This is a genomic window from Glycomyces niveus (assembly GCF_017592475.1).
Taxonomy (GTDB): domain Bacteria; phylum Actinomycetota; class Actinomycetes; order Mycobacteriales; family Micromonosporaceae; genus Glycomyces; species Glycomyces niveus.
This window is the reverse complement of record NZ_JAGFNP010000002.1, coordinates 461112-482837: the sequence shown is the minus strand read 5'-3', so window position 1 is coordinate 482837 and position 21726 is coordinate 461112. Positions and strand designations below refer to the sequence as shown.

Below are 21726 nucleotides of genomic sequence, written 5' to 3'. Positions count from 1 at the left end.
CCTACCCGAATCCCGCGAGTGACCGTCACATCCACTCGTGCCCCGCACCGGCGGGGCACGAGTGGATGTCAGTGGCCGGCTTCCATGCGTTCGACGGCGTCTTTGGCCTCTTTGAGGCTGGTCCCGGTGATCTCGCGGTAGACCTTGATCGCCTGGATCTTCTTGCCGCGCCGGGCCAGGTCGCGGACCTCGGTGAACGGGTCGGGCTCGGGCGGGGCGTGGTCGACGATGTCGAAGTGGCGCATGACGAGGTCGAGTTTGCGTTCGATCCGGGCGAGGGCCTGCAGGGTCGGGTCGTGGCGCATCGGGTTCCTTCCGGTGGTGCGGTGGCGACCATGCTAGGCGGTCACTGCCGCCAGGCCCGCCACCCGCCCGCGGCCGTGATGTCCTCCCCCGAGGCCTCGGCCGCGCAGAACCCGGTGGCCCAGGTGCCGTCGTCGAGCTCGACCTTGCCCAAGGTCATGGGTGCGGGCAGGCCGTCGAGGAACCGCCCGAGCGCGGCCGGGCTCAACTGCCAGCGCTCGCCGGGCAGGCTCGCCCCGCCCGCGGCGGCGCGGACGACGAGGGGTTTGGGCGGGTCGGTGTCGAGGGCGTGCATCCGGTAGGCCGGTGCGGTGCGCACCTCCCCGATGCGGCGGGCGCGGGCGTCGGTGAGTTGGTGGTTGAGGGGCATGCCGGTGAGGTGGGCGCCGAAGACGACGAGGTCGCACCCGCCTGGCGCGTAGGCGGGTGCGTAGGTGCCGAGGTGGCGGGCGGCGAGGTCGAGGGCGATCTGGTCGGCGAAGGCGGGGACGATGAGGCTGACGCCGAACCCTTTCGTGCCGGCCCGCCCGGCGGGGACCGCGATGGCGGCCATGTCGAGGAGGTTGACGAAGTTGGTGTAGGTGCCCATGCGGGCGTTGACGCCGACGGGGTCGGCGGCGACGTCGGCGAGCGAGGGGTGGAGGGGCGCGGTGGGCAGCACGAGCGCGTCGAACCCGTCGAGGAGCGCGGCGGCTTCGAGGCGGGTGGCGCGCAGGCGCTGCTGGTCGGCGGCGAGGTCCGCGCCGGAGTATTTCAAGGCGCCGCGCACGATCGCGGCGACGGTGGGGTCGGTGTCGTCGGCGTCGAGCCGGTGCCCGAAGGCCGCGTACCGCTCGGTGACGAGCGCGCCTTCGTAGAGCAGGAGCGCGGCGTCGAGCAGCGGCTGCACGTCGATGACGGCCGTGCGGGCGCCGGTCGCTTCGAGCCGCGCGACCGCCTCGGCCCACAGGGGCCGGAAGTCGGGGTCGAGGGCGGCGAGCGCGTCGGGGTGCGGGAGCGCGATGCGCGGTGCGGGCGGGGCGGCGAGGGGGGTGTCGGCGGGCCAGGGCCGGGAGGCGGGGTCGGCCGGGCTGGGGCCGGTCATGGTGCGCATCGCGGCGGCGGCGAGGTCGAGGCCCGGGGCGAAGACGGTGAGGCAGTCGTAGGAGGCGCAGGCGGGGACGACGCCGTCGACGGGGACGAGCCCGAGGGTGGCTTTGACGCCGATGAGCCCGTTGAGGGCCGCGGGGACCCGCCCGGACCCGGCGGTGTCGGTGCCGAGCGCGAAGTCGGCGATGCCCAGTGCGACCGCTACGGCTGATCCGGAGGAGGACCCGCCCGAGATCAGGGCCTCGTCGTGGGCGGAGCGGACCGGCCCGTAGGGGCTGCGGGTGCCGACCAGGCCGGTCGCGAACTGGTCGAGGTTGGTCTTGCCCAGGCAGATCGCGCCGGCGGCGCGCAGGCGCGCGACGGCGGTGGCGTCCCGTTCGGGTTCGTACGCGAAGGAGGGCGCGGCGGCGGTGGTGGGGAGGCCGGCGACGTCGATGTTGTCCTTCGCGGCGAACACGGTCCCCGCCAGCGGCAGGTCCTCCCCGGCGGCGAGGGCGGCGTCGACGGCGGCGGCTTCGGCGAGGAGGTCGTCGAGGCCGCGCACGGCGATCCACGCTTCGGGCCGGTCGGCTTCCTGCATGCGGGCGTAGGCGTCCCGCACCCGCTGGGCGGCGCTGGTGGTGTTCACGGATTCCCCTGTCTGATGGTCGGTCGTCTACCGGTCGGCGATCACGAGCAGCGGTGTGCCGGGCGCGGCCTGGTCGCCGGGCCGGGCGAGGACGCGGGTGACCGTCCCGGTGACGGGTGCGGTCACGGGCATCTCGAGTTTCATCGCTTCGAGGACGACGACGGTGTCCCCGGCGGTGACGGTGTCGCCTTCGCAGAGGTCGATGCGCCAGACGCTGGCGGCCATGGGCGCTTCGACGAGGGTCTCGCCGGCGGCGAGGTCGACCGCGGGCCCGGTGTGGGGGGCGGGTTCGGTGTGGTCGCGGTCGAATTCGCCGGCGTCGGCCCACCGCTGCCGCTCGGCCTCGAACGCGGCGGCTTGGCGGGTGCGGAACGCGTCGATGCCGGCGGCGTTGTCGGCCAGGAGCCGCCGGTAGTCGGCGTACGCGAAGGTGCCGGGGCGGATGTCGATCCGGGTCCGTCCGGCGGCGAGTTCGCGGCGGGTCTCGGCGAGCTGCTCCTCGCTGACGCGTTCGAAGACGACGCGGTCGAAGAACCGCAGGAGCCAGGGCAGGCCGTCGTGGAAGGACGGGAGGTCCCGCAGGCCGGCCCAGATGGGTGCGGTGCGGCCGACGAGCTGGTACCCGCCGGGCGAGTCCATGCCGTAGACGCACATGTAGGAGCCGCCGATGCCGACGGTGCCTTCGGCGGTCCAGGTGCGGGCGGGGTTGTACTTGGTGGTGACGAGCCGGTGCCTGGGGTCGACGGGGACGGCGGCGGGCGCGCCGAGGTACACGTCGCCCAGGCCGAGGACGAGCCATTCGGCGCTGGTGGCGATGCGGGCGACGTCCTCGATCGAGTCGAGGCCGTTGATGCGGCGGATGAATTCGATGTTGGAGGGGTTGAACAGGGCGTCGTCGCGGACGTTGGTGGTGTAGCGGGCGATGGCCTCGTCGACGACGGCGTCGTTCCAGGAGATGGGGAGCCGCACTTCCCGTGACGGGACGGTCATGTCGTTGATGTCGGGCAGGTCCTGCTCGAGTTCGACCAGGAGCCCGGTGAGGGTGCGGATCGGCAGGATGTCGGGGTCGACGTGCAGGTGGAGGGACCGCACTCCGGGGGTGGTGTCGATGAGTCCGGGCGGTGCGGCGGCGGCGAGGGCGTCCATGAGGGCGCCGACGCGCATGCGCAGGCCGAGGTCGAGGTGCATGGGCCCGTATTCGAGGAGGAGCGCGTCGTCGCCGGCGCGCCGGTAGGCGACGGCGGGCCGGTCCTGGCTCGCGTCGGTCGCGGCGAGCGTGGCGGTGTCGTGCTCGGCGCGATCGAGCGGGCGGGGCGGGGCGAGGGGGTGGGCGCGGAGGCGGTCGGCTTCGGGTTCGTCGACGGGCAGGAAGCGGACGGTGTCGCCGGGGCGCAGCTGCCCGAGTTTCCACCGGTCGGCGGTGGTGACGGTGAAGGGGCAGGCGAAGCCGCCGAGGCTGGGCCCGTCGGGGCCGAGGAGGGCGGGGGTGTCGCCGGTGAAGTTGACGGTGCCGACGGAGTAGGGGTTGTCGTGGAGGTTGGAGGGGTGGAGGCCGGCGTCGCCGCCGTCGGTGCGCGCCCACTGGGGCCGGGGTCCGTCGAGGCGGACGCCGGAGCGTCCGGCGTGGACTTGGACGGTCCATGCCGCGTCGTAGATCCGGGCCATGTCGCCGGTGGTGAAGTAGTGCGGGGCCGGCTGGGGCCCGGGGGTGACGGCGAGGGTCCACGCGTGCGTGAAATCGGGCCGGTCGGTGACCGGGACGGCTTGGGCGGCTCGGGGTTCGGTGGCGGCGGGGAGGAGGCGGTCGCCGGCGCGGAGCTGGTCGCCGGTGTAGCCGCCGATGCGCCCGGGCGGGAACGTCGAGGCCGAGCCGAGGAAGCGGGGGACGTCGAGGCCGCCTTGGAAGAGCACGTACGTGCGCGCGCCGGCGTCGGTGACGGCGCCGACGGCGAGGACGCCCCCGGCGGGCACTTCGAGGGGTTCCCATTGGGGTGCGGGCTCGCCGTCGAGGGTGAGGGGTGCGGGGGCGCCGGTGACGCACACGGTCGCGGGGGCGCTGAAGCGCAGGGTGGGGCCGGCGATGGTGCATTCGAGGCCGGGGGCGCCCTCGGGGTTGCCGAGGGCGCGGTTGCCGAGCCGGAAGGAGTAGTCGTCCATGGGCCCCGACGGGGGGACGCCGACCTGCCAGTGCCCGAGCCGGCCGGGCCAGTCCTGGACGGTGGTGAGGACGCCGGGGGCGATGACGTCGATGCGCGGGGTCGTGTCGGTGATGGTGGCGATGGTGCCGGTGTCGTGGGCGACGGCGGCGACGCGGGGATCGACGGCGGCGGCGGCGAGCTGCCCGAGGTTGGTGTGGACGCCTTCGATCCTGGTCTCGCCCAAGGCGTCGGCGAGGGCGGCCCACGCGGCGGCGCGGGTGTCGCCGGTGGTGATGATCTTGGCGAGCATGGGGTCGTAGGTGGCGGGGACGTCGAGGCCGGGCGCGATCCACGTGTCGACGCGGGCGCGGGCGGGGAGGTCGACGCAGGTGAGGAGCCCGGCGGAGGGGAGGTGGTCGCGGGCGGGGTCTTCGGCGTAGACGCGCGCTTCGACCGCGGCGCCGTGCACGGCGGGGCCGGTGTCGGGCAGGCCGTCGAGGAAGGCCGTGTCGCCGGCGGCGGCGCGGATCATCCATTCGACGAGGTCGATGCCGAGGACCGCCTCGGTGACCGGGTGCTCCACTTGGAGGCGCGTGTTGCACTCCAGGAACGAGGCGGTCTCGCGTTCGGGGTCGTAGATGAACTCGACGGTGCCGGCGGACTGGTAGTGGGCCGAGGCGGCGAGGGCGCGGGCGGCGGCGTGCATCTGTCCTCGGACGGCCTCGGGCAGGCCGGGGGCGGGGGCCTCTTCGATGACTTTCTGGTGGCGGCGCTGCAGGGTGCAGTCGCGGTCGGACAAGGACACGACCCGGCCGCGGCCGTCGCCGAAGACCTGCACTTCGACGTGGCGCGCGCGCCGGACGTACTGCTCGAGGTAGACCGCGTCGTCGCCGAAGTTGTCGGCGGCGAGGCGCTTGACGGTGGCGAACACGTCGGCGAGCTCGCCCGGGTCGCGGGCGACCCTCATGCCGATGCCGCCGCCGCCGGCCGAGGCCTTGACGATGACGGGGTAGCCGATCCGCTCGGCCGCGGCGACCGCGGCTGCAGGGGTGGGGAGGGCGCCGGTGCCGGCGGCGAGGGGCACGCCCGCGGCGGTCGCGGCGGCCCGGGCGGTGACCTTGTCGCCGAACAGTTCGAGCTGCCCGGGGGTGGGGCCGATGAACACGAGTCCGGCTTCGGCGCAGCGGCGCGCGAATTCGGCGTTCTCGGCGAGGAACCCGTACCCGGGGTGGATCGCCTGCGCGCCGGTGTCCTTCGCCGCCGACAGGATTGCATCGATGTTCAGATAGGACTCCGCGGGCGCGGCCGGGCCCACGCACACCGCCGCGTCGGCGTCCCGCACGTGCAGGGACGCGGCGTCGGCCTCCGAGTAGACGGCGACGGTGGCGGCGCCGAGCCGGTGGGCGGTGCGGGTGATGCGCCGGGAGATCTCGCCGCGGTTGGCGATGAGGATGCGGTCGAACACGACAGGTCTCGCTTCCAGTTCAGCTTCGGTTCAGGGGCGGACGGCGTTGGCCAGGTGCGCCCAGGTCAGGGCGGCCTCGGCGCGGCCGACCACGATCGACCGGGAGGTCTCGATGTGGCGGGTGAGGATCGCCGTGGCCTCCGCGTACCGGCCCTCCAGGGCCCCTTCGGCGATCGCGATGTGCTCCTCGATCGTGTCGGCCATCCGCTCGGCGGTGAAGTAGTCGAACATCCGCGCCGGGCGGATCCGGTTGTTCACCGCTTTCAGCGACTCCGCCAACTGGGCGTTCCCGGAGGCGGCCAGGAGCGTCAGGTGGTAGCGCTCGTCGGATTCGACGAACCCGGCGTCGGGGCCCGGCGGGGCGTCCCGCAGCCGGTACCACCGCTCCAGCTCCGGCCCCAGCAGATCCGCGTCGTGCGTGATCGCGGGGTCGGCGGCGGCGCGCGCGAGGCCCCGCAGCTCGAGGGTCAACCGCACTTCGTACAGGTCGTTGAGCTGGTCGATCCGCGGCCGGTACGGGTAGAGCCCGTCGACTTCGCGCGAGACGAGCCCGTCGGCGGAGAGTCGGCTGAGCGCTTCGCGCACGGGGGTGCGCGAGACGCCGTAGTTCCCGGCGAGCCGTTCTTCACCGAGGCGCTTGCCCGGCTCGTACCGCCCGGCCATCAGGTCGGCGCGCAACGCCACATAGACGCGCGCCGCGAGCGGCTCGTCCACATCGGGCAGGGGCGTGAAAGCCGTGTTCATATGGCCATCGCCTCTCGGACCCGCTCGCGGGCGCCGGCGCCGGTCGCCCCGTGCGACGCGACCCGCCCCGACCGCAGGACCGCGTATTGTGCGGCGGCTTGGAGTGCGAACCCGAGGTGCTGTTCGACCAGGAGCACGGACAGGCCGGACCGGGCGAGGTCGACGATCGCCGCTTCGATCTCGGCGACGACGTTGGGCTGGATGCCTTCGGTGGGCTCGTCGAGGATGAGCAGGCGCGGCTCGGTGATGAGGGCCCGGGCGATGGCGAGCTGCTGGCGCTGGCCGCCGGAGAGGAGTCCGGCTTGGCGGTTTTGGAGGGGGCGGAGGGCGGGGAAGCGGTCGAGTTGCTCGTCGATGAGGGTCTTGCCGTGTTTGCGGCCGTCGGCGACGAGGCGGAGGTTCTCGCCGGCGGTGAGGTGGGCGAAGCACTGCTGGCCTTGGGGGACGTAGGCCATGCCGTGTGCGATGCGTCGGTGGGTGGGGGTGCGGGTGAGGTCGCGGCCGTCGAGTTCGATGGTGCCGGTCATGGCGGGGAGGAGGCCGACGACGGCGCGCAGGAGGGTGGTCTTGCCGGCGCCGTTGTGGCCCATGACGGCGACGACTTGGTCGGTGCCGACGTCGAGGTTCACGTCGTGGACGACGGGGGTGCGGCCGTATCCGCAGGTGAGGTTACGCAGTGTGAGCATCGGCGGTCTCCTTCGTGCCGAGGTAGACGGCTTGGACGCGCGGGTCGGTGGAGACGTCGTCGACCGATCCTGTGGCGAGGACGGCGCCGGCGTGGAGGACGGTGACGCGGGAGGCGAAGGCGCGCATGAAGTCCATGTCGTGTTCGACGACGGCGACGGCGCGGTCGGCGGCGATGTCGTGGAGGAGTCGCCCGGTGGTCTCGCGTTCGTCGTGGCCCATGCCGGCGATGGGTTCGTCGAGGAGGAGGACGTCGGCGTCGCCGACGAGGAGCATGCCGATTTCGAGCCATTGCTTCTGGCCGTGGGCGAGGATGCCGGCGGGGGTGTCGGCGTGGCCGGTCAGGCCGATGCGGTCCATGGTGGCGGTGACGGTTTCGGGGAGGTGGCGGCGTCGGCGCAGGAGGGTCCAGGGGGTGCGGTGGGCGCCGGCGGCGATGTCGAGGTTCTGGGCGACGGTGAGGTTGTCGAAGACGGTGGCGGTCTGGAAGGTGCGGCCGATGCCGGTGCGGGCGATGTGGTGGACCTTCTTGCCGCGCAGTTCGACTGCGCCGGTTCCGGGCGTGTCTTTGGTGACGGATCCGGTGTAGGGGGTGAGGCCGGTGATGGCGTCGACGAGGGTGGTCTTGCCGGCGCCGTTGGGTCCGATGAGGAAGTGGACTTCGCCGCGGGCGAGTTCGAGGTCGACGCCGTTGACGGCTTTGAAGCCGTCGAAGTCGACGGTGATGTCGGTGCAGGTCAGTGCGATGGTGTTCATGCTGCGGCCTCCGCGGGGGCTCGTTTGGTCGGGATCCTCTTGGCCAGGGCGGTGATCGAGGCGATGCCGCCGGGGAGGAGGGCGATGACGAGGACGAACAGGAGTCCTTGGGCGTAGACCCAGCCGGAGGGGAACTGTTCGGAGAGGGTGGTCTGGGCCCAGTAGACGGCGAGGGCGCCGAGGACGGGGCCGAGGAGGGTGGCGCGGCCGCCGATGGCGACGCCGAGGAGGAACATGATGGAGGGGACGATGCCGATGGAGGCCGGGGAGATGATGCCGACGATGGGCACGAAGACGGCGCCGGCGACGGAGGCGAAGAGTGCGGCGGTGGCGTAGGCGACGGTCTTGATGTTGGCGGCGTCGTAGCCGAGGAAGCGGACGCGTGCTTCGGCGTCGCGGACGGCGAGGAGGAGTTCGCCGTAGCGGGAGCGGCGCAGCTGGAGTGCGATGGCGACGGCGGCGAGGAGGACGCCGGCGGCGATGTAGTAGAGCATCTGCTGGTTGACCGGGTCGTCGAGGTTGTAGCCGAAGAAGTACCGGAACCGGGAGAGGCCGTTGAACCCGCCGAGGGACTGCTGTCCGATGAGGAGGATCGCGAAGGCGCCGGCGAGGGCTTGGGAGAGGATCGCGAAGTAGGCGCCTTTGACGCGGCGTTTGAAGACGGCGAGGCCGAGGAGGACGGCGAAGCCGGTGGGCAGCAGGAGGATCGCGGCGATGGTGAACACGGGCGAGGCGAAGGGGGCCCAGTAGGCGGGGAGTTCGCGGATGCCGGCGAGTTCCATGAAGTCGGGGACGGCGCCGGGGCCGTTGCGGAATGCGGCGTCGGCCATTTTGAGGTGCATGGCCATGAGGTAGGCGCCCATGCCGAAGAAGACGCCTTGGCCGAGGGTGAGCATGCCGCCGCGGCCCCAGGCGAGTCCGATGCCGACGGCGACGATCGCGTAGCAGAGGAACTGGGCGAGCAGGCCGAGCCGGAATCCGGACAGGACGAGGGGCGCGAGTCCGAACAGGACGGCGGCGGCGGCCGCGAACCCGGCCCAGGTGCCCGGGCGCGAGGCGAAGAAGCGGTTCATGCGAGGCTCCTGGTCCGCAGCGTGAACAGGCCTTGGGGGCGCAGCTGCAGGAAGACGACGATGACGATGAAGACGCCGACTTTGGCGAGGGACGCGGTCGAGTAGGTCTCGAAGACCGCTTGTGTGGCGCCGAGGGCGACGGCGGCGACCACGGCGCCTTTGATGCGGCCCAGGCCGCCGGCGACGACGACGAGGAACGCGTCGACCAGGTAGGACTGGCCGGTGGTGGGGCTGGTCGAGCCGATGAGCGTCAAGGCGACGCCGGCGACGCCGGCGAGGCCGGAGCCGATGAAGAACGTGCCGGCGTCCACGGCGCGGGAGGAGATCCCGGCGGTCTCGGCGAGGTCGCGGTTGCCCACGACGGCCCTGATGCGCCGCCCGGCGGGGGTGAACCGCAGGACGAGGGCGACGGCGGTGACGGCGACGATGGCGAGGCCCATGATGAACAGGCGGGTCTTGGGGACGGTGACGCCGAGGAGGTCGACGCCGCCGCGCAGGGCCGGGGGGACGGACACGTTCACGGCGGGAGCGCCGAAGACGTCCCGGGCGACCTGCTGGAGGATGAGTCCGACGCCGAAGGTCACCAGGAGCGTGTCGAGGGGCCGGTGGTAGAGGTGGCGGATGAGCAGGGCCTCGAGGACGAGGCCCATGGCGCCGCCGACGGCGAAGCCGAGCGGCAGGGCGATCAGGAGGGACACGCCGGCGTCCCCGGCGATCTGCTGCACGACATAGGCGGTGTAGCAGCCGGCCATGATGAACTCGCCGTGCGCCATGTTGATCACGCCCATCTGGCCGAACGTGAGCGACAGGCCCAGCGCCGCCAGCAGCAGGATCGATCCGGTGCTCAGCCCGGTGAACAGCTGTCCTACGAGCAGGTCCATGGTGTGTCCTTCCTGATCGCCCGCACGGCTACTTGCTGACGGTGAGGTCGGCGGCCCAGTCGTAGCCGTCGAGGAACGGGTCGGGTTCGATCGCGCCCTCGGACTCCCACACGGTGTGGAGCAGGCCGTCGGCGCTGATCTCGCCGATGCGCGCGGTCTTGGTGACGTGGTGGTTCGCGCCGTCGATGACGACCGTCCCTTCAGGGGCGTCGAACGAGACGCCGTCGGCCGCGCCCTGGATGTCGGCGACGGCGAACGACCCGGCCTTCTCGGCCGTGGCGGCCCACAGGTGCACCGAGGTGTACGCGGCCTCCATCGGGTCGGAGGTGACGCGGTCGGCCCCGTACTCGGCCTTGAACGCCGCGACGAACGCGGCGTTCGCGGGCGATTCGACGGTCTGGTAGTAGTTCCAGGCCGCCAGCTGCCCTTCGATGTTCTCCACGCCGATGCCGCCGACTTCCTCTTCGGCGATCGAGACGCTCATGACCGGCATCTGCTCGGCCGTGAGCCCGACGTTGGCGTACTCGCGGAAGAACGCGACGTTCGAGTCGCCGTTGAGGGTGTTGAACACCGCGTCGGCCCCGGCGGACTTGACCTGGTTGACGATGGTGGAGAACTCGGTGGAGCCGAGCGTCACGTAGTCCTCGCCGAGGACCTCGATGCCGTGCGCTTCGGCGTAGGCGTTGATGATCGCGTTCGCGGTGCGCGGGAAGACGTAGTCGGACCCGACCAGGTACAGCGACTTGACGCCGGTCTCGGCGAGGTAGTCAAGCGCGGGGATGATCTGCTGGTTCGTGGTCGCACCCGTGTAGAAGATGTTCTCGCTCGCCTCCAGGCCCTCGTACTGGACCGGGTAGTACAGCAGCGAGTCGTTGTCCTCGAAGACCGGCAGCATCGCCTTGCGCGAGGCCGAGGTCCAGCCGCCGAACACCGCCGCGACGCAGTCCTCGCGGATGAGCTTCTCCGCCTTCTCGGCGAACACGGTCGGCTCGGACGCGCCGTCCTCGGCGACGATCTCGATCTTTTTGTCCAGGACGCCGCCGGCGGCGTTGATCTCGTCGACGGCGAGGTAGATGGCGTCGCGCACGGTGGTCTCGGAGATGGCCATGGTGCCCGACAGGGAGTTGAGCGCGCCGACCTTGACGGTGTCGCCGGAGGTGTCGACACAGGACTCGGCCGCCTGCGTCTCCTCTCCCGCCCGCGAACCGCATGCGGCGGTGGCGAGAAGGGCGCAGGCGGCCGCGGCGGCGCCGGTGGCGCGGGCCAGGCGGGTGATCGTGGAACGCTGTGGCATACGGGGGTTCGACCTTTCACGCAGGGAAGCCCGGGCGGATGGGGACCCGGGACCGCAAGGGGTGTCGCCGCAGGCAGCGGCGGTGTACAGGTGCGTATACAGCGTCGTATCCGCTATGGGTTCAAGCTAGGGGCGCGATGTTTCACCGCCGTGCGCGTCAAGAACGGCCCGGTGAACTCCCGTTGCCGGAGCGTAAAAAAGCGCGCACGACCCCACACCCCGAGAGTGAGAACAATCGAAATACATCGATACCTAGGTGAGTTCGGACGCCCCCGCAAACAAACTTTGACCAGCCCCCCACCACCCCGATATGCTTCCCCCACAACGCAACGCGTGACCAAAGGAGAACTGCGCATGCGCAAGAACCCCCAAGCCACCGCCAACACCCGCCGCCTCACCTACCTCGCCCCCGCACTCGCCGCAGCCGCCATCCTCGCCGCCGCCACACCCGCGACAGCCGCACCCGCCGACACCACCACCGCCGGCGAATGCCCCTTCACCGACACCCTCTGCCTCTTCGAAGGCGACAACTACACCGGCGAACGCTTCACCGTCAGCTCACTCGTCGAACCCGGCACCTGCGTCAGCCTCGTCGACCACGGCTGGGCCGGCCGCGTCAACTCCGCCATCAACACCAACGACAACGCCGCCGCACTCTTCCCCAACGACGACTGCGGCGGCGGCCCCTACCTCGTCCCCGGCAACAGCGCCATCCCCGACCTCGGCATCCAACCCCTGAGCGTCTGGGTCCCCGCCTAGCAACACACGAAAAAAGGGGCCGCCGGCGATCCGGCGGCCCCACTCTGTCGCCCTACTCCCCCAACCGCGCCAAGAAGAACGCCCGCACATCCCCCGCCAGCGCCTCCGGCACCTCCATCGCCGCGAAATGCCCGCCCCGCCCGAACTCCGACCAACGCCGGACATCGAACAACCGCTCAGCAAGCGGCCGCACCGACAACGTGATGTCATACGCGAACACCGCCACCCCCAACGGCACCCCGCACGCCACACTCGCACCGCGCTGACTATCGCGGTGCAGCCGGGCCGACGAGGCGGCGGTCGCGGTCAGCCAGTACAGGGAGACATCAGTGAGCATCCGCTCATCGCTCACCGGCGTCGCCGGGTCCGTCCACTGCGCGAACCGCTCGGCGATCCACGCGAGCTGGCCGACCGGAGAATCGGTGAGCGCGTACCCGATGGTCTGCGGCGTGAGCGCCTGCAGCGCCTGGTACGGCGGACGATTCGCCATCAGCGCCCGCACCGCGTCCAGCCGCGCCTCGTCCGAAACGGACAACTCGAGCCCGGCATCAGGGTCCGGCCGCGTCGGCAAGTAGTTGACATGAACCCCCACGACATGCTCCGGCGCGAACGCGCCCAACGCGATCGACACCCCCGAACCGAAATCACCGCCCTGCGCCCCGTACCGCTCGTACCCCAGGCGCCGCATGAGCTCAGCCCAGGCCCGCGCGACCCGCGGGACACCCCAGTCGCGCTCATGCGTGGGCCCGGAGAAGCCGTACCCGGGAATCGAGGGGACCACGAGGTGGAAATCGCGCGAGAGCGGCTCGATCACGTCGAGGAACTCCAGAAACGACCCGGGCCAGCCATGCGTGAGCACCAGCGCGAGGGCGTCGGGGTCCTCGGACCGGACATGCACGAAGTGGATGTTCTGCCCTTCGATCTCGGTCGTGAAATGCGGCAGCTCATTGAGCTTCGCCTCCTGCTCGCGCCAACTGAACCCGGTGCGCCAGTACTCGGCCAGCGCCTTGAGCCGGGCGAGAGGGAACCCGTAGTCGGTCCCGGCGTCGGCGACCTCGTTGGGCCAGCGGGTGCGCGAGAGCCGGTCGTCGAGGTCGTCGAGGTCGGCCTGCGGGACATCGATGCGAAAGGGGCGGATGGCGGTGTCGTCGGCGCTCATGGTGATGCACTCCTGGGGGTCGCGCTCGCCCGATGATTCGGGCAATTAACGTTCGTGACACTAACGATAACACATTCGTTAGAACCACGAACGATCTGTCGCCGCCATCACCGATAAAGGACTCGATAAAAGGTCGCGCTGGCCGTCTCCGGCGGTCGGAGCGTCATCGGCAAGCTCCGCAGCCCACCGCTGTGACCAATCAATGAGCGGATCCAAAGCCTCACGGGCCTCGTGACCAAGTGTGGTGAGCGCATAGCCGCCGTCGTCCGACACCTCCGCGAGCCGAACCTCCTGCAGCTCGGCGAGTCGTTGCCGCAGCACACTGGACGACATGCCATCGCACCGCCGCTGCAGCGACCGGAACCCGAGCGGCCCGTCTCCCAGCTCCCAGATGATGCGCAACGTCCAGCGCCGCCCGAACAGATCGAGCGCCGCCATCAGCGATCGGCCCGTAGTGGAACCACGGACCGGTCGACCCGGCATCGGCGTCGGCGACGCGTCCATAACCCTCCGTCAATACTTGCGCTTCGAAATTCGAAGCAGTAGTATCCCACATCGAAACGATGCTTCGAAAAACGAAGCACCCATCCCACCACTGGAGGCACCATGCCCAAGGGCTACTGGGTCAGCGTCTACCCCACCATCGAAGACCCGATGAAACTGGAGACCTACAACGAACTCGCGGGCATAGCCGTCAGAGCCGCAAACGGCCGCGTACTCGCCGGCATCGGCAGCCGCATCGACGCACACGAGGCCGGCCTCCCCGAACGCGTCGTCCTCATCGAGTTCGACAGCTACGAACAAGCAGTCGCCGCACGCGCAAGCACGGTCTACCAGAAAGCGCTGGACGAACTCCCCGACGGCTTCGAACGCGACTTCCGCATCGTCGAAGGCCTCGACTGACCGAGGTTGTCACCGAAGTCCTGAAGGGGCGAGGACCGGAGCGCCCTGCGCTCCGGTCCTCGTACGATCAGCCCATGACCGACCGCCCCACCGCCGCTGAGATCGCCGCACTCCCAAAATCCGAGTTCGCCTTCCCCGGCCCGCTGCGCGACCGACTCGTGGCCGCCATCCTCGACGGCCGCAAGACCGCCACCACCGGCCTCGCCGTCGAATACGAGACCCACCCGCTGCCCGAGCCCGGCGAGCAAGAGGTCGTCATCGACTCCGACGGCCATCCCGTCGCCGTCATCGAGACCACCGACGTCCGCATCGCGCCCCTCGCCGAAGTCCCGCTGGAACACGCCATCGCCGAAGGCGAAGGCGACCGCACGCTGGAGACGTGGCGCGCCAATCACGAGGCCTTCTGGACCAGTGACGACATGCGCGGCGAACTCGACGACCCCGACTTCGCCATCGACGACGCCACGCCCGTCGTCCTCATGCGGTTCCGCCTTATCGCCGATCTCCGCTGATCCTCTGACGCGCGCAACCGACGCAGGTCAGCCCTTCGCGCCCCGGCACTCGAGAATCCCGCTGCGACTGGTGACCCGCAGGACCTCGTGATCGGCGAAGTGCGCCTCCAGCCGCTGCTCGATCGCGCCCATCAACCGCTCGAAATCACCCGGCGGCAACCCGATGAAGTCCTCCTCGGACCGGAACGCCGCCATCAGCGGCCCCGGCTCGGGCACCTCGATCACCCCTGGGAGGTCGTGCAGCGCCACGGTCTCGAACCGCTCGGCCAGCATCGACTCCGCCGTCTCCAGCGAGAACCGCTCCAGCAGTGACGTCAACGCCATCCGCACCTCGCCCCCGAGCACTTCCCGTGCCGCGTCCTGCCAGATCGGCACATATTCCTGCTTGTCGTCTGCAGCGAGCGTCGAGACGAACAGGACCCCGTCCGGCGCGAGCACGCGCTGCAACTCGTCGAGCGCGGCCGGAATGTCGGGCACGTGATAGAGCATGTGCATCGCCAGCACCACCTCCGCCGAACCGTCCTCGAACGGCAGCTCGGCGACATCCGCCACCACCGTCGGCTCCGGCACCGCCGCCAGAATCCCCTCCGCGAGATCCACCCCGATCACCTCCGCGCCAGGGAACGACTCCCGCAGCCGCCCCGTGTAGCGCCCGTTGCCGCACCCGACATCGAGCACCCGCCCCGGCTGCTGGCCGACCCTCGAGACCACGACACCCGGCAGGTCGTAATCCGGGGTCTTGTACTGGTAGAGCCCCTGCCGGGCCGCGAGACCATCCTCGCTGCGGTAGTTGTCGACCTTCTGGAACCGCTCATCGGTCGTCTGTCCCTGCATCGCATGGTCCTTCCGCGTTCTTGTCGAACCCCGGCCATCACTGAGTGCTCACTGCTTTCGCGTACGGGTACACCACGCCCTACCCCCGTACCCCGGTTGCGCCCCAACCACAACCGCGGCCGACGATACGCGATTGCGAGCGGGCGGCGAACCTGCTGAGATGACTCCCGACCCCAGCCGAGGAGCCCGCTTGCCACCCACCTCCTACACCCAGGCCATGCACCGCGCGGCCGAAACCGCCCTCACCGCCTACGACCTCCCCCAGCCCGCCACCGCCGCACCCATCCGGCTGCTCAACAACGCCGTCTACGAAGTCACCGCCGCAGGCGGTCACCGCTACGCGCTCCGCGTCCACCGACCCGCCTACCGCACCCCCGCCCACACCCGATCCGAACTCGCCTTCCTCGACACCGTCCACGACGACCTCGCCGCAGCCGGCATCCGCACACCGAAACCCGTGCCCACCAACGACGGCGCGCTGTCCGTCGCCATCCCCTCGCCAGGCGGTGGGCGCACACTCCACTGTGACCTCCTGACCTGGGTCGAAGGCGTCGTGCGGCGGCCGGGAACCGGCCTCGGGACCATAGGCGTCCACGAGACCGGCCGCTCGCTCGCACACCTGCACCGCGTCGCCGAATCCTTCACGCCGCCTGCCGGGTTCGACCTCCCAGCCTGGGACGCCCGCGCACTGTTCACCGAGGACTCGCCCTATCGCCCCGGCCCGTTCCGCGACCTGCTGGAGCCCGCCGACCGATCGCTCTTCGACCACGTCGCCGACCGGACCGCCGCGATCCTCGACCGGCTCGGCGGCGACCCCGAGGCGTTCGGCGTCGTCCACCACGACTTCATCCTCGGCAACTGCCACACCCGCCGCACTCCGCAAGGCTGGAGCATCGGCGTCCTCGACTTCGACGAGACCGGCTGGGGCCACTACCTCGCCGACATGGGACCCGTCCTGGGCAACCTCAGCGACTATCCCCACTTCCGGCGACTCCGCGCCGCGTTCCTCGCCGGATACCGTTCCGTCCGGCCGCTGCCGGTCGAGCTGGAGGTCCACTTGCCGATGCTCATGGCCGCCCGCCACGCGGCCCAATGCCTCTGGGCCGCAGGACTCGTGCACAGCAACGGCAGCGAAGAGGTCGACACCGCCGAACACATCAAGTACCGGATGCGGGAAGTCCGCCGCTGCCTCGATCTGTCAGCCTGACACGAAGTGACGCGGGGCCGCGCCCGCAGCGCGGTGGCAATAGGTTCAGCGGTGGTCCTATGCCCGTCCCCGCGACCCGCCCGATCCGGTCCTGCACCGCGCTTTGGAGGTTCGGAACCCCTTGTCGACTTTCGCGAAGGGCCTCGCCTGGACCGTCGCGTTCCTGTCCGGCGTCGCGACCATCTTCGCGCTGTTCGGCGGCCAGCAGTGGCTCGAGCAGAAAGGCTGGACCCTCGCCCCGAGCACCGCGCAGACCGCCGAGGCCGAACCGGACGCGCAGCAGACCGCATCCGAGGTCGCACAAGATGAGACCGCCGATGAGGGCGACAGCGCGCAGGAGCCCTCGGACGAGGGAGCGGGCTTCTCGTGGGACGCCGTGCTCGCCTGGTCCGAGGGCACCTTCGACAACCTGCTGTGGGGCATCGCCGCGATCGGGATCTCGATGCTCATTGCGGGCGCGGCGGGTGCGGCCGCGCTCCACGCGACAGTCGAGGCGACCTATTCGCCCCCGTCTACGCCGACAGCTAGGCGCGGCGCGTGTAGACCACGCCCACCTTGTCGACCGCCGTGCCCGAGCGGCCGTGGAAGCCCGCGATCTGCCAACCTGACGGGGCCGTGAAGGTCGCGCACTCCCCCGTCGCCGTCCCGCCCTCGAGGGTGCGGCCGGTGTTGGTCGTGAAGCGGGCGTAGAAGATCCGCGTGCGGCCGTCATGCTTGCCCTGGCACACGCGCAGGGCCGTCGGGTACTCCCCGGCCGCGAGCGTCAGCTCCTTGAGCGTGCCGCCGCTGCCGCCGTGGTCGAGCACGGTGCCGTCGGCGAGCGTGACGCCGAGCAGGTCGACCCGCTCACCGGCGCGCAGGCGCAGCACGCGGGCCGCGTCGCCGGCGCCGAGGTCGTCCACATCGGTGAAGAACGCGCCGTGCGGGCCGCCGAACTGGTCGCTGAGCGTGAACGCCGCGCCGGTCGACCACGAGAAGTCCACCGCGATCGGATAGTGGTCGGAGAGGTTCTTCCCGTTCGCGTCGCGGAACGCCGCATGGTCGTTGCGGTACCGGCCCGCGTCGAGCTTGACGTGGTCTCCCGAGCGGTACAGGACCTTGTCGACGACCTCGCACGACGCGTCCACCGTCGCGTCGTCGCACACGAGCGCGGGGTCGCCCTCGTCGGGGGCGTCGCCGCCGCGCACCAGCTCCACCCACGCGTCGGTGAGGCCGTTGCCCGCCGCGAACGCCGCGATGCCGTCGCCGGTGCGCGTGTACCGGGTGTTGGTGTCGCCGTAGACGATCACCGCGTTCCCGGCCGAGTGCTCGGCCATGAACGCCGAGACCTGCGCGAGGTTCTTCGCGCGCGCGGCGATGTCGGCCGCATCGCTCCCGGCGTCGGTGTGCAGGTTGTACAGGTCGACCCACACGCCCTCGGCGAGGCGGGCGCGCATGAACGTGAAGCCCTTCGGGGTCAGGCAGTCGCCCGATCCGGAGGCGCAGTCGTTCCACTTGACCCGCTCGAAGTCCTCGAACGGCAGGTCCGAGAGCGTGTTGAGGCCGTCCCCGAACGGGACGCCGCCGCTGGTGGCCGTGCGGTGCGGATGGTCGTCCGCCGCGTACAGCGCCGCGTGGTAGTTGAAGTCCTCCTGGACGTGCACGATGTCGTAGGAGCCCAGGCGGGACCCGATGATCGGCGTGTTCGTCTCGGGGTCGCCGTCGCCCAGGCCCAGCGGCAGGCCCGCGACGTTGTAGGAGAGGACGGAGAGGTCGCCGCTCGCCGCGGCCTCCTGCGCCTCGACCGGTTCAGGTGCGGCGGCGAGGGCGAGGGCGGCGAGCGAGGTCAGCGCGGTGAGCGCCGCCAGGCGGGACGGGAGGTGCATGGGGCTCCAGTGGTCTCGCGGCCGAGGGGGCTCGGCTTCGGTTATGGCGCAATCAGATTGCCCGAATAATGCGAAATGTTCAAGACTGCTGGGGAAACCGCGCCCCGCCCGGCGGTGAACGCTCGCGCTCACGCCGCCAGATCGAGCGCCAGGATCGCGACCGAGGAGGCGAGGAACGTGAACGTCAGGATCGTCTCCTTCGGCCAGTAGTCCGCCAGGATGTGCGTGTGGACCGCGCAGGTCCAGAACAGCACCAGGCCCGCCGCCGCGGCCGTGCCGACCGGCGCGAACGCGAGCCCGGCCAGGAGCCCGACCCCGCCGACGGCCTTGAGGACGCCGATCGGGAAGACCAGCATCGAATGCGGCACCCGCGCGCCGTCCATGAGCGGCAGGATCTGGGGCAGCCGGACGATCGCGCCGATCCCCGAACCGAGGTTGAGGACGCCGAACGTGACGGCGAGGACGAGATGAAGCGTGGACATGGGTGTACTCCTTCGTGCAGTAGGTGATTGTCGAAGTCATGGGCGAGCAGGGCACAGCGCGGCCGGCCCGGCCGCGAGGGCGCGTTCCGGGGAACCCCGTCGGATCAGTGCAGGGTGGTGAGCTTCTGCGGGTTCGTGACCGCGTAGACCGCGGCGACCCGGTCGAGCGCCGGGGTGAGGTCGAGCATGAGGACGCCCACGACGCGGCCGTCCCGCCACATCAGCGCCGCCGGTGAGCCGTTCACCGGACGGAAGTCGACCTCGAGCCCCTCATGGCGGCGGAAGCGGCGGCTGACCAGGAACGACGCGATCCGCGCGGCATCGCGCATCGGCCGCGGCCCCGCCGCCGGCCCCAGACCGCCGCCGTCGCAGGTGAGCACCACGTCCGGGGCCATGATCCCGAGCAGCGCGTCGATGTCGCCGCCCGAGACCGCGGCCATGAACCGCTCGGTCACCTGCCGGTGCACCGCCGGGTCCACCTCGTACTTCGGACGCCGCGCCTGCACATGCGACCGGGCGCGGTGCGCGATCTGCCGCACCGACCCCGCCGAGCGGCCCAGCAGCGCGGCGATCTCACCGTGCGCGTACCCGAACACGTCGGCGAGCACGAACACCGCCCGCTCCGCGGGGGTCAGCGACTCCAGGACCACCATGAGCGCCAACGACACCGACTCGGCCCGCAGCGCGGGCTCGGCCGCGTCCGGCGCCGTCTCGGTCATCACCGGCTCGGGCAGCCACGGCCCGATGTACGTCTCGCGGCGGCGCTTCACCGCCTCCTGCCGCCGGATCGCGGCGTTGACCGCCACCCGCACCAGGTACGCGCGGGCGTGCTCGATCGGATCGCCGTGCGAGCGGCGCTCCCAGGCCAGCCAGACGTCCTGGAGCACGTCCTCGGTGTCGGCGACGGTGCCCAGCATCCCGTAGACGATCCCGAACAGCAGCTCGCGCTGCTCGGCGAACACCACGGCCGGCCCATCAGGTACATCGTTCACGGCGGCCCTCCTCGAAGTCTCTCGGCTGCATCGCAATCCAAGAGCCGAACAGGGCCGCCGTCTGTGACACCCGAGCCGCGATCGTGACCGGGCTCGCAGTCGCTCTTTTGATGAGAGCGCGGCGAAGCCGCGCACGTTTCAGTCTTTTTGTCTGTTTCGAAGGAGAGGTTTTAAACCTCGGAGCCGATATATATCAGAGATTTCAGGACGTGCTTCCCCGGTTCGAGGACCCCTCTGAGTACCGGCAGTACCGTTGCAGGCCAGTACAAGTGGGTTCCTGGCATCGGCTCGATGAGCGCCGCCTCCCGCTCCCCCGTGCTGTCGATGAGCTCCGAGCGCAGCCCCTGCCCCACGACCGTGACGCGGGCGTCGCCGACCTCCGCGACATGGCCGGGCTTGGGCACGCACCAGCCGCCCTCCCCCGTGTGCAGCGCCCGCTCGGTCTCGATCACGTGGACGCGCGCGTGCCAGCCGTCGACGGCCGCCTCGAGCGAGGTCGTGATCGTCACGTCCTCCCACGGCTGCCAGTTGACCGTCAGCACCCCGTTCTCGTCGATCGCGCCCTCGTCGGAGTCCTCCCGGCCCCGCCAGTGGCGCCCGTCCTCCGACAGCAGCAGCGCCCCGTCGGGCACCGCCGACTCCAGGCCCGGCCCGCCCGTCGCGTGCGAGAACCCCGCCAGCGTCGAATACGCGAGCTTCCCGTACGCCGCTTCGCCCGTGCGCGCCCACGGCACCCACGCCTGGCCGTTCAGCCGCGTCACGTTCCCGCCCCGGTCGCGCACATGCACTGCCCGCGCGGCCTTGTGCGGCTCCACTACCGGGCCCGGCAGGGCGGCCTCAGCCGTCCAGAAGGGATGGTCCTCGCCCGCCAGCAGGCCCGCGAAGATCTTCGTCGCCCACCACGGCGAACCCGCCGTCAGGTACTGCTCGGCCACGGCGTTGTTGGGGTACGCGTATCCGACCGTCAGGCGCCCTTCGGGGTCGAGGATCGGCTTGTCCCACCACCACTCGAGGTGGCGGCGGCTGAACCCGGCGGCCTCTGCCCACGGCACCGCCTCCACGTCGGCGGCCGCCAGCGCGCCCCACAGGCAGCCCTGCGCGAACCGGTAGCCGAGGCTGCGCCCGTAGGGGACGGCCGCGCCGTCGGCGGCGAACCAGGAGCGGAACTTGCGGGCGAACGCGGCCGCGTTCGCGACGTACCGGTCGTCGCCGGCGAGCTTGTAGTGCAGGAGCGCGTAGGTGTGGAACGCGAAGGGGTTGTAGTAGTCCACCCGGCCGCCGGGGCCGTCCTCGAAGACGCTGTCGCCGAGGGCGAACTCGCCCATGCGCTCGAGGTGGCCGTTCGCGACGGCCGGGTCGTGCGCGATGCCGAGCCGTTTGAGGCCGTGGCCGGCGAAGACCGGGAAGTAGTGCCAGTTCATGTCGGCGACGGGGCCGTTGTAGGCGGCGGTGAGCCACGCGGCGGTCTTGTCTTTCGCCTTGGGGTCCAGGGGGTCCCAGAGCTTCTCGGGGGCGAGGTGGAAGGCCCAGCCGACGGCGGCGGCCTCGACGATGCGCTGCCCGCCTTGGGCGACGTCGCCGACGTACCAGGGGTCGTCGGGGTCGAGGGCGCGGGCGAGGGTCGGGGCGAGGGTGTCCCAGAGGTCGGCGGGGACGGCGTCTTTGGCGGGGGCCAGGCCCCACAGGGGGCGGGTCAGGAGTTCGAACCAGTCCTCGGCGTGGGAGTGGTTCGACATGGTGACCGGCATGGCGTCGGGTCCGGCGGCGGCCAGTTCGGCGGCGGGCCTCCCGATCGCGAGTGCGGCCGAGGCCCACCCGGTGCGGCTGTGGTCGAGCGGTCCGAAGGTGCGCAGCGGTGAAGTCACGCTGGCAGACGCTATCAATGCCGGTGGGATACGGCAAGGGGTCCGGGCGATCGGGTGGCGAGTGTGGGTTTTTCACGGTGCGATCGGTGATGA

Annotated in this window: 21 protein-coding genes; 5 read left to right on the top strand and 16 right to left on the bottom strand. The window is 71.1% G+C overall.

The genetic code is table 11. The features are described from left to right. Positions 1-68: 68 nt before the first annotated feature. From J5V16_RS05160 to urtA, 9 genes are read right to left on the bottom strand one after another with little or no spacing between them, the layout of a single operon-like run. Positions 69-305, bottom strand: a complete 237-nt coding sequence (locus J5V16_RS05160; protein WP_208494986.1) for a ribosomal protein L7/L12 — start codon at positions 303-305, stop codon at positions 69-71. 41 nt (positions 306-346) lie between these two features. Then, the gene (atzF, locus tag J5V16_RS05155) at positions 347-2020 is read right to left on the bottom strand and encodes an allophanate hydrolase (RefSeq protein ID WP_208494985.1); all 1674 of its coding nucleotides are present in this window, start codon (positions 2018-2020) and stop codon (positions 347-349) included. Positions 2021-2047: 27 nt separating this feature from the next. Next, positions 2048-5623: an urea carboxylase gene (gene uca / locus J5V16_RS05150; protein ID WP_208494984.1), complete on the bottom strand. Its 3576-nt coding sequence runs from the start codon at positions 5621-5623 to the stop codon at positions 2048-2050. Positions 5624-5653: 30 nt separating this feature from the next. Further along, a complete protein-coding gene (locus tag J5V16_RS05145) occupies positions 5654-6367 on the bottom strand; it encodes a GntR family transcriptional regulator (RefSeq protein WP_208494983.1) in 714 nt (237 codons plus the stop codon). Then, entirely contained in the window at positions 6364-7053 is a 690-nt protein-coding gene (urtE, locus tag J5V16_RS05140; protein ID WP_208494982.1) for an urea ABC transporter ATP-binding subunit UrtE, read from the bottom strand. The genes J5V16_RS05145 and urtE overlap by 4 nt, the downstream gene beginning before the upstream one ends. After that, a complete protein-coding gene (urtD, locus tag J5V16_RS05135) occupies positions 7037-7807 on the bottom strand; it encodes an urea ABC transporter ATP-binding protein UrtD (protein ID WP_208494981.1) in 771 nt (256 codons plus the stop codon). The genes urtE and urtD overlap by 17 nt, the downstream gene beginning before the upstream one ends. Beyond that, positions 7804-8880: an urea ABC transporter permease subunit UrtC gene (gene urtC / locus J5V16_RS05130; protein WP_208494980.1), complete on the bottom strand. Its 1077-nt coding sequence runs from the start codon at positions 8878-8880 to the stop codon at positions 7804-7806. The genes urtD and urtC overlap by 4 nt, the downstream gene beginning before the upstream one ends. Next, positions 8877-9761 (bottom strand): urea ABC transporter permease subunit UrtB, encoded by an 885-nt coding sequence (gene urtB, locus J5V16_RS05125; RefSeq protein WP_208494979.1) that lies wholly within the window; start codon positions 9759-9761, stop codon positions 8877-8879. Before urtB ends, urtC begins: the two co-directional genes overlap by 4 nt. Before the next feature lie 28 nt (positions 9762-9789). After that, positions 9790-11055 carry an urea ABC transporter substrate-binding protein gene (gene urtA, locus J5V16_RS05120; protein ID WP_208494978.1) on the bottom strand — a complete coding sequence of 422 codons (1266 nt, stop codon included), beginning with the start codon at positions 11053-11055 and terminating at the stop codon, positions 9790-9792. A 333-nt stretch (positions 11056-11388) separates the two neighbouring features. Here urtA and J5V16_RS05115 point away from each other — a divergent pair, with 333 nt between their 5' ends. Then, positions 11389-11814: a peptidase inhibitor family I36 protein gene (locus tag J5V16_RS05115; protein WP_208494977.1), complete on the top strand. Its 426-nt coding sequence runs from the start codon at positions 11389-11391 to the stop codon at positions 11812-11814. A gap of 52 nt (positions 11815-11866) precedes the next feature. Here the strand turns inward: J5V16_RS05115 and J5V16_RS05110 are convergent, their stop codons facing one another. Then, positions 11867-12973: an epoxide hydrolase family protein gene (locus J5V16_RS05110; protein WP_208494976.1), complete on the bottom strand. Its 1107-nt coding sequence runs from the start codon at positions 12971-12973 to the stop codon at positions 11867-11869. Positions 12974-13051: 78 nt separating this feature from the next. Further along, positions 13052-13477, bottom strand: coding sequence for a winged helix-turn-helix transcriptional regulator (locus J5V16_RS05105; RefSeq protein ID WP_208494975.1), 426 nt, complete (start codon positions 13475-13477; stop codon positions 13052-13054). A gap of 102 nt (positions 13478-13579) precedes the next feature. Here J5V16_RS05105 and J5V16_RS05100 point away from each other — a divergent pair, with 102 nt between their 5' ends. Both J5V16_RS05100 and J5V16_RS05095 read left to right on the top strand, forming a co-directional pair. Next, the gene (locus J5V16_RS05100; RefSeq protein WP_208494974.1) at positions 13580-13876 is read left to right on the top strand and encodes a DUF1330 domain-containing protein; all 297 of its coding nucleotides are present in this window, start codon (positions 13580-13582) and stop codon (positions 13874-13876) included. A gap of 74 nt (positions 13877-13950) precedes the next feature. Next, on the top strand, positions 13951-14388 hold the full coding sequence (locus J5V16_RS05095) for an ASCH domain-containing protein (RefSeq protein WP_208494973.1): 438 nt from the start codon (positions 13951-13953) through the stop codon (positions 14386-14388). Between the two features lie 27 nt (positions 14389-14415). Here J5V16_RS05095 and J5V16_RS05090 read toward each other — a convergent pair whose 3' ends face one another. After that, a complete protein-coding gene (locus J5V16_RS05090) occupies positions 14416-15222 on the bottom strand; it encodes a class I SAM-dependent methyltransferase (RefSeq protein ID WP_208494972.1) in 807 nt (268 codons plus the stop codon). 190 nt (positions 15223-15412) lie between these two features. Here J5V16_RS05090 and J5V16_RS05085 point away from each other — a divergent pair, with 190 nt between their 5' ends. Both J5V16_RS05085 and J5V16_RS05080 read left to right on the top strand, forming a co-directional pair. After that, positions 15413-16429, top strand: a complete 1017-nt coding sequence (locus J5V16_RS05085) for a phosphotransferase enzyme family protein (protein WP_208494971.1) — start codon at positions 15413-15415, stop codon at positions 16427-16429. A gap of 121 nt (positions 16430-16550) precedes the next feature. Then, entirely contained in the window at positions 16551-17048 is a 498-nt protein-coding gene (locus tag J5V16_RS05080; RefSeq protein WP_208494970.1) for a hypothetical protein, read from the top strand. Here J5V16_RS05080 and J5V16_RS05075 read toward each other — a convergent pair. The 4 genes from J5V16_RS05075 to J5V16_RS05060 all read right to left on the bottom strand — a co-directional run bounded on the left by J5V16_RS05075 (position 16954) and on the right by J5V16_RS05060 (position 21633). Then, the gene (locus tag J5V16_RS05075; RefSeq protein WP_208494969.1) at positions 16954-18294 is read right to left on the bottom strand and encodes a jacalin-like lectin; all 1341 of its coding nucleotides are present in this window, start codon (positions 18292-18294) and stop codon (positions 16954-16956) included. The genes J5V16_RS05080 and J5V16_RS05075 overlap by 95 nt on opposite strands. Before the next feature lie 128 nt (positions 18295-18422). Then, complete coding sequence (locus J5V16_RS05070) at positions 18423-18776, bottom strand: DoxX family protein (RefSeq protein ID WP_208494968.1); 354 nt, start codon at positions 18774-18776, stop codon at positions 18423-18425. A 104-nt stretch (positions 18777-18880) separates the two neighbouring features. After that, on the bottom strand, positions 18881-19768 hold the full coding sequence (locus J5V16_RS05065; protein ID WP_307792861.1) for a sigma-70 family RNA polymerase sigma factor: 888 nt from the start codon (positions 19766-19768) through the stop codon (positions 18881-18883). Positions 19769-19938: 170 nt separating this feature from the next. Then, positions 19939-21633, bottom strand: coding sequence for a DUF2264 domain-containing protein (locus J5V16_RS05060; RefSeq protein WP_208494967.1), 1695 nt, complete (start codon positions 21631-21633; stop codon positions 19939-19941). Positions 21634-21726 lie beyond the last annotated feature (93 nt).

Coding starts and splice junctions, on each gene's coding strand:
- J5V16_RS05160 (WP_208494986.1), bottom strand. CDS start 305: ATGCGCCACGACCCGACCCTGCAGGCCCTCGCCCGGATCGAACGCAAA.
- J5V16_RS05145 (WP_208494983.1), bottom strand. CDS start 6,367: ATGAACACGGCTTTCACGCCCCTGCCCGATGTGGACGAGCCGCTCGCG.
- urtE (WP_208494982.1), bottom strand. CDS start 7,053: ATGCTCACACTGCGTAACCTCACCTGCGGATACGGCCGCACCCCCGTC.
- urtD (WP_208494981.1), bottom strand. CDS start 7,807: ATGAACACCATCGCACTGACCTGCACCGACATCACCGTCGACTTCGAC.
- urtC (WP_208494980.1), bottom strand. CDS start 8,880: ATGAACCGCTTCTTCGCCTCGCGCCCGGGCACCTGGGCCGGGTTCGCG.
- urtB (WP_208494979.1), bottom strand. CDS start 9,761: ATGGACCTGCTCGTAGGACAGCTGTTCACCGGGCTGAGCACCGGATCG.
- urtA (WP_208494978.1), bottom strand. CDS start 11,055: ATGCCACAGCGTTCCACGATCACCCGCCTGGCCCGCGCCACCGGCGCC.
- J5V16_RS05110 (WP_208494976.1), bottom strand. CDS start 12,973: ATGAGCGCCGACGACACCGCCATCCGCCCCTTTCGCATCGATGTCCCG.
- J5V16_RS05105 (WP_208494975.1), bottom strand. CDS start 13,477: ATGGACGCGTCGCCGACGCCGATGCCGGGTCGACCGGTCCGTGGTTCC.
- J5V16_RS05100 (WP_208494974.1), top strand. CDS start 13,580: ATGCCCAAGGGCTACTGGGTCAGCGTCTACCCCACCATCGAAGACCCG.
- J5V16_RS05095 (WP_208494973.1), top strand. CDS start 13,951: ATGACCGACCGCCCCACCGCCGCTGAGATCGCCGCACTCCCAAAATCC.
- J5V16_RS05090 (WP_208494972.1), bottom strand. CDS start 15,222: ATGCAGGGACAGACGACCGATGAGCGGTTCCAGAAGGTCGACAACTAC.
- J5V16_RS05075 (WP_208494969.1), bottom strand. CDS start 18,294: ATGCACCTCCCGTCCCGCCTGGCGGCGCTCACCGCGCTGACCTCGCTC.
- J5V16_RS05070 (WP_208494968.1), bottom strand. CDS start 18,776: ATGTCCACGCTTCATCTCGTCCTCGCCGTCACGTTCGGCGTCCTCAAC.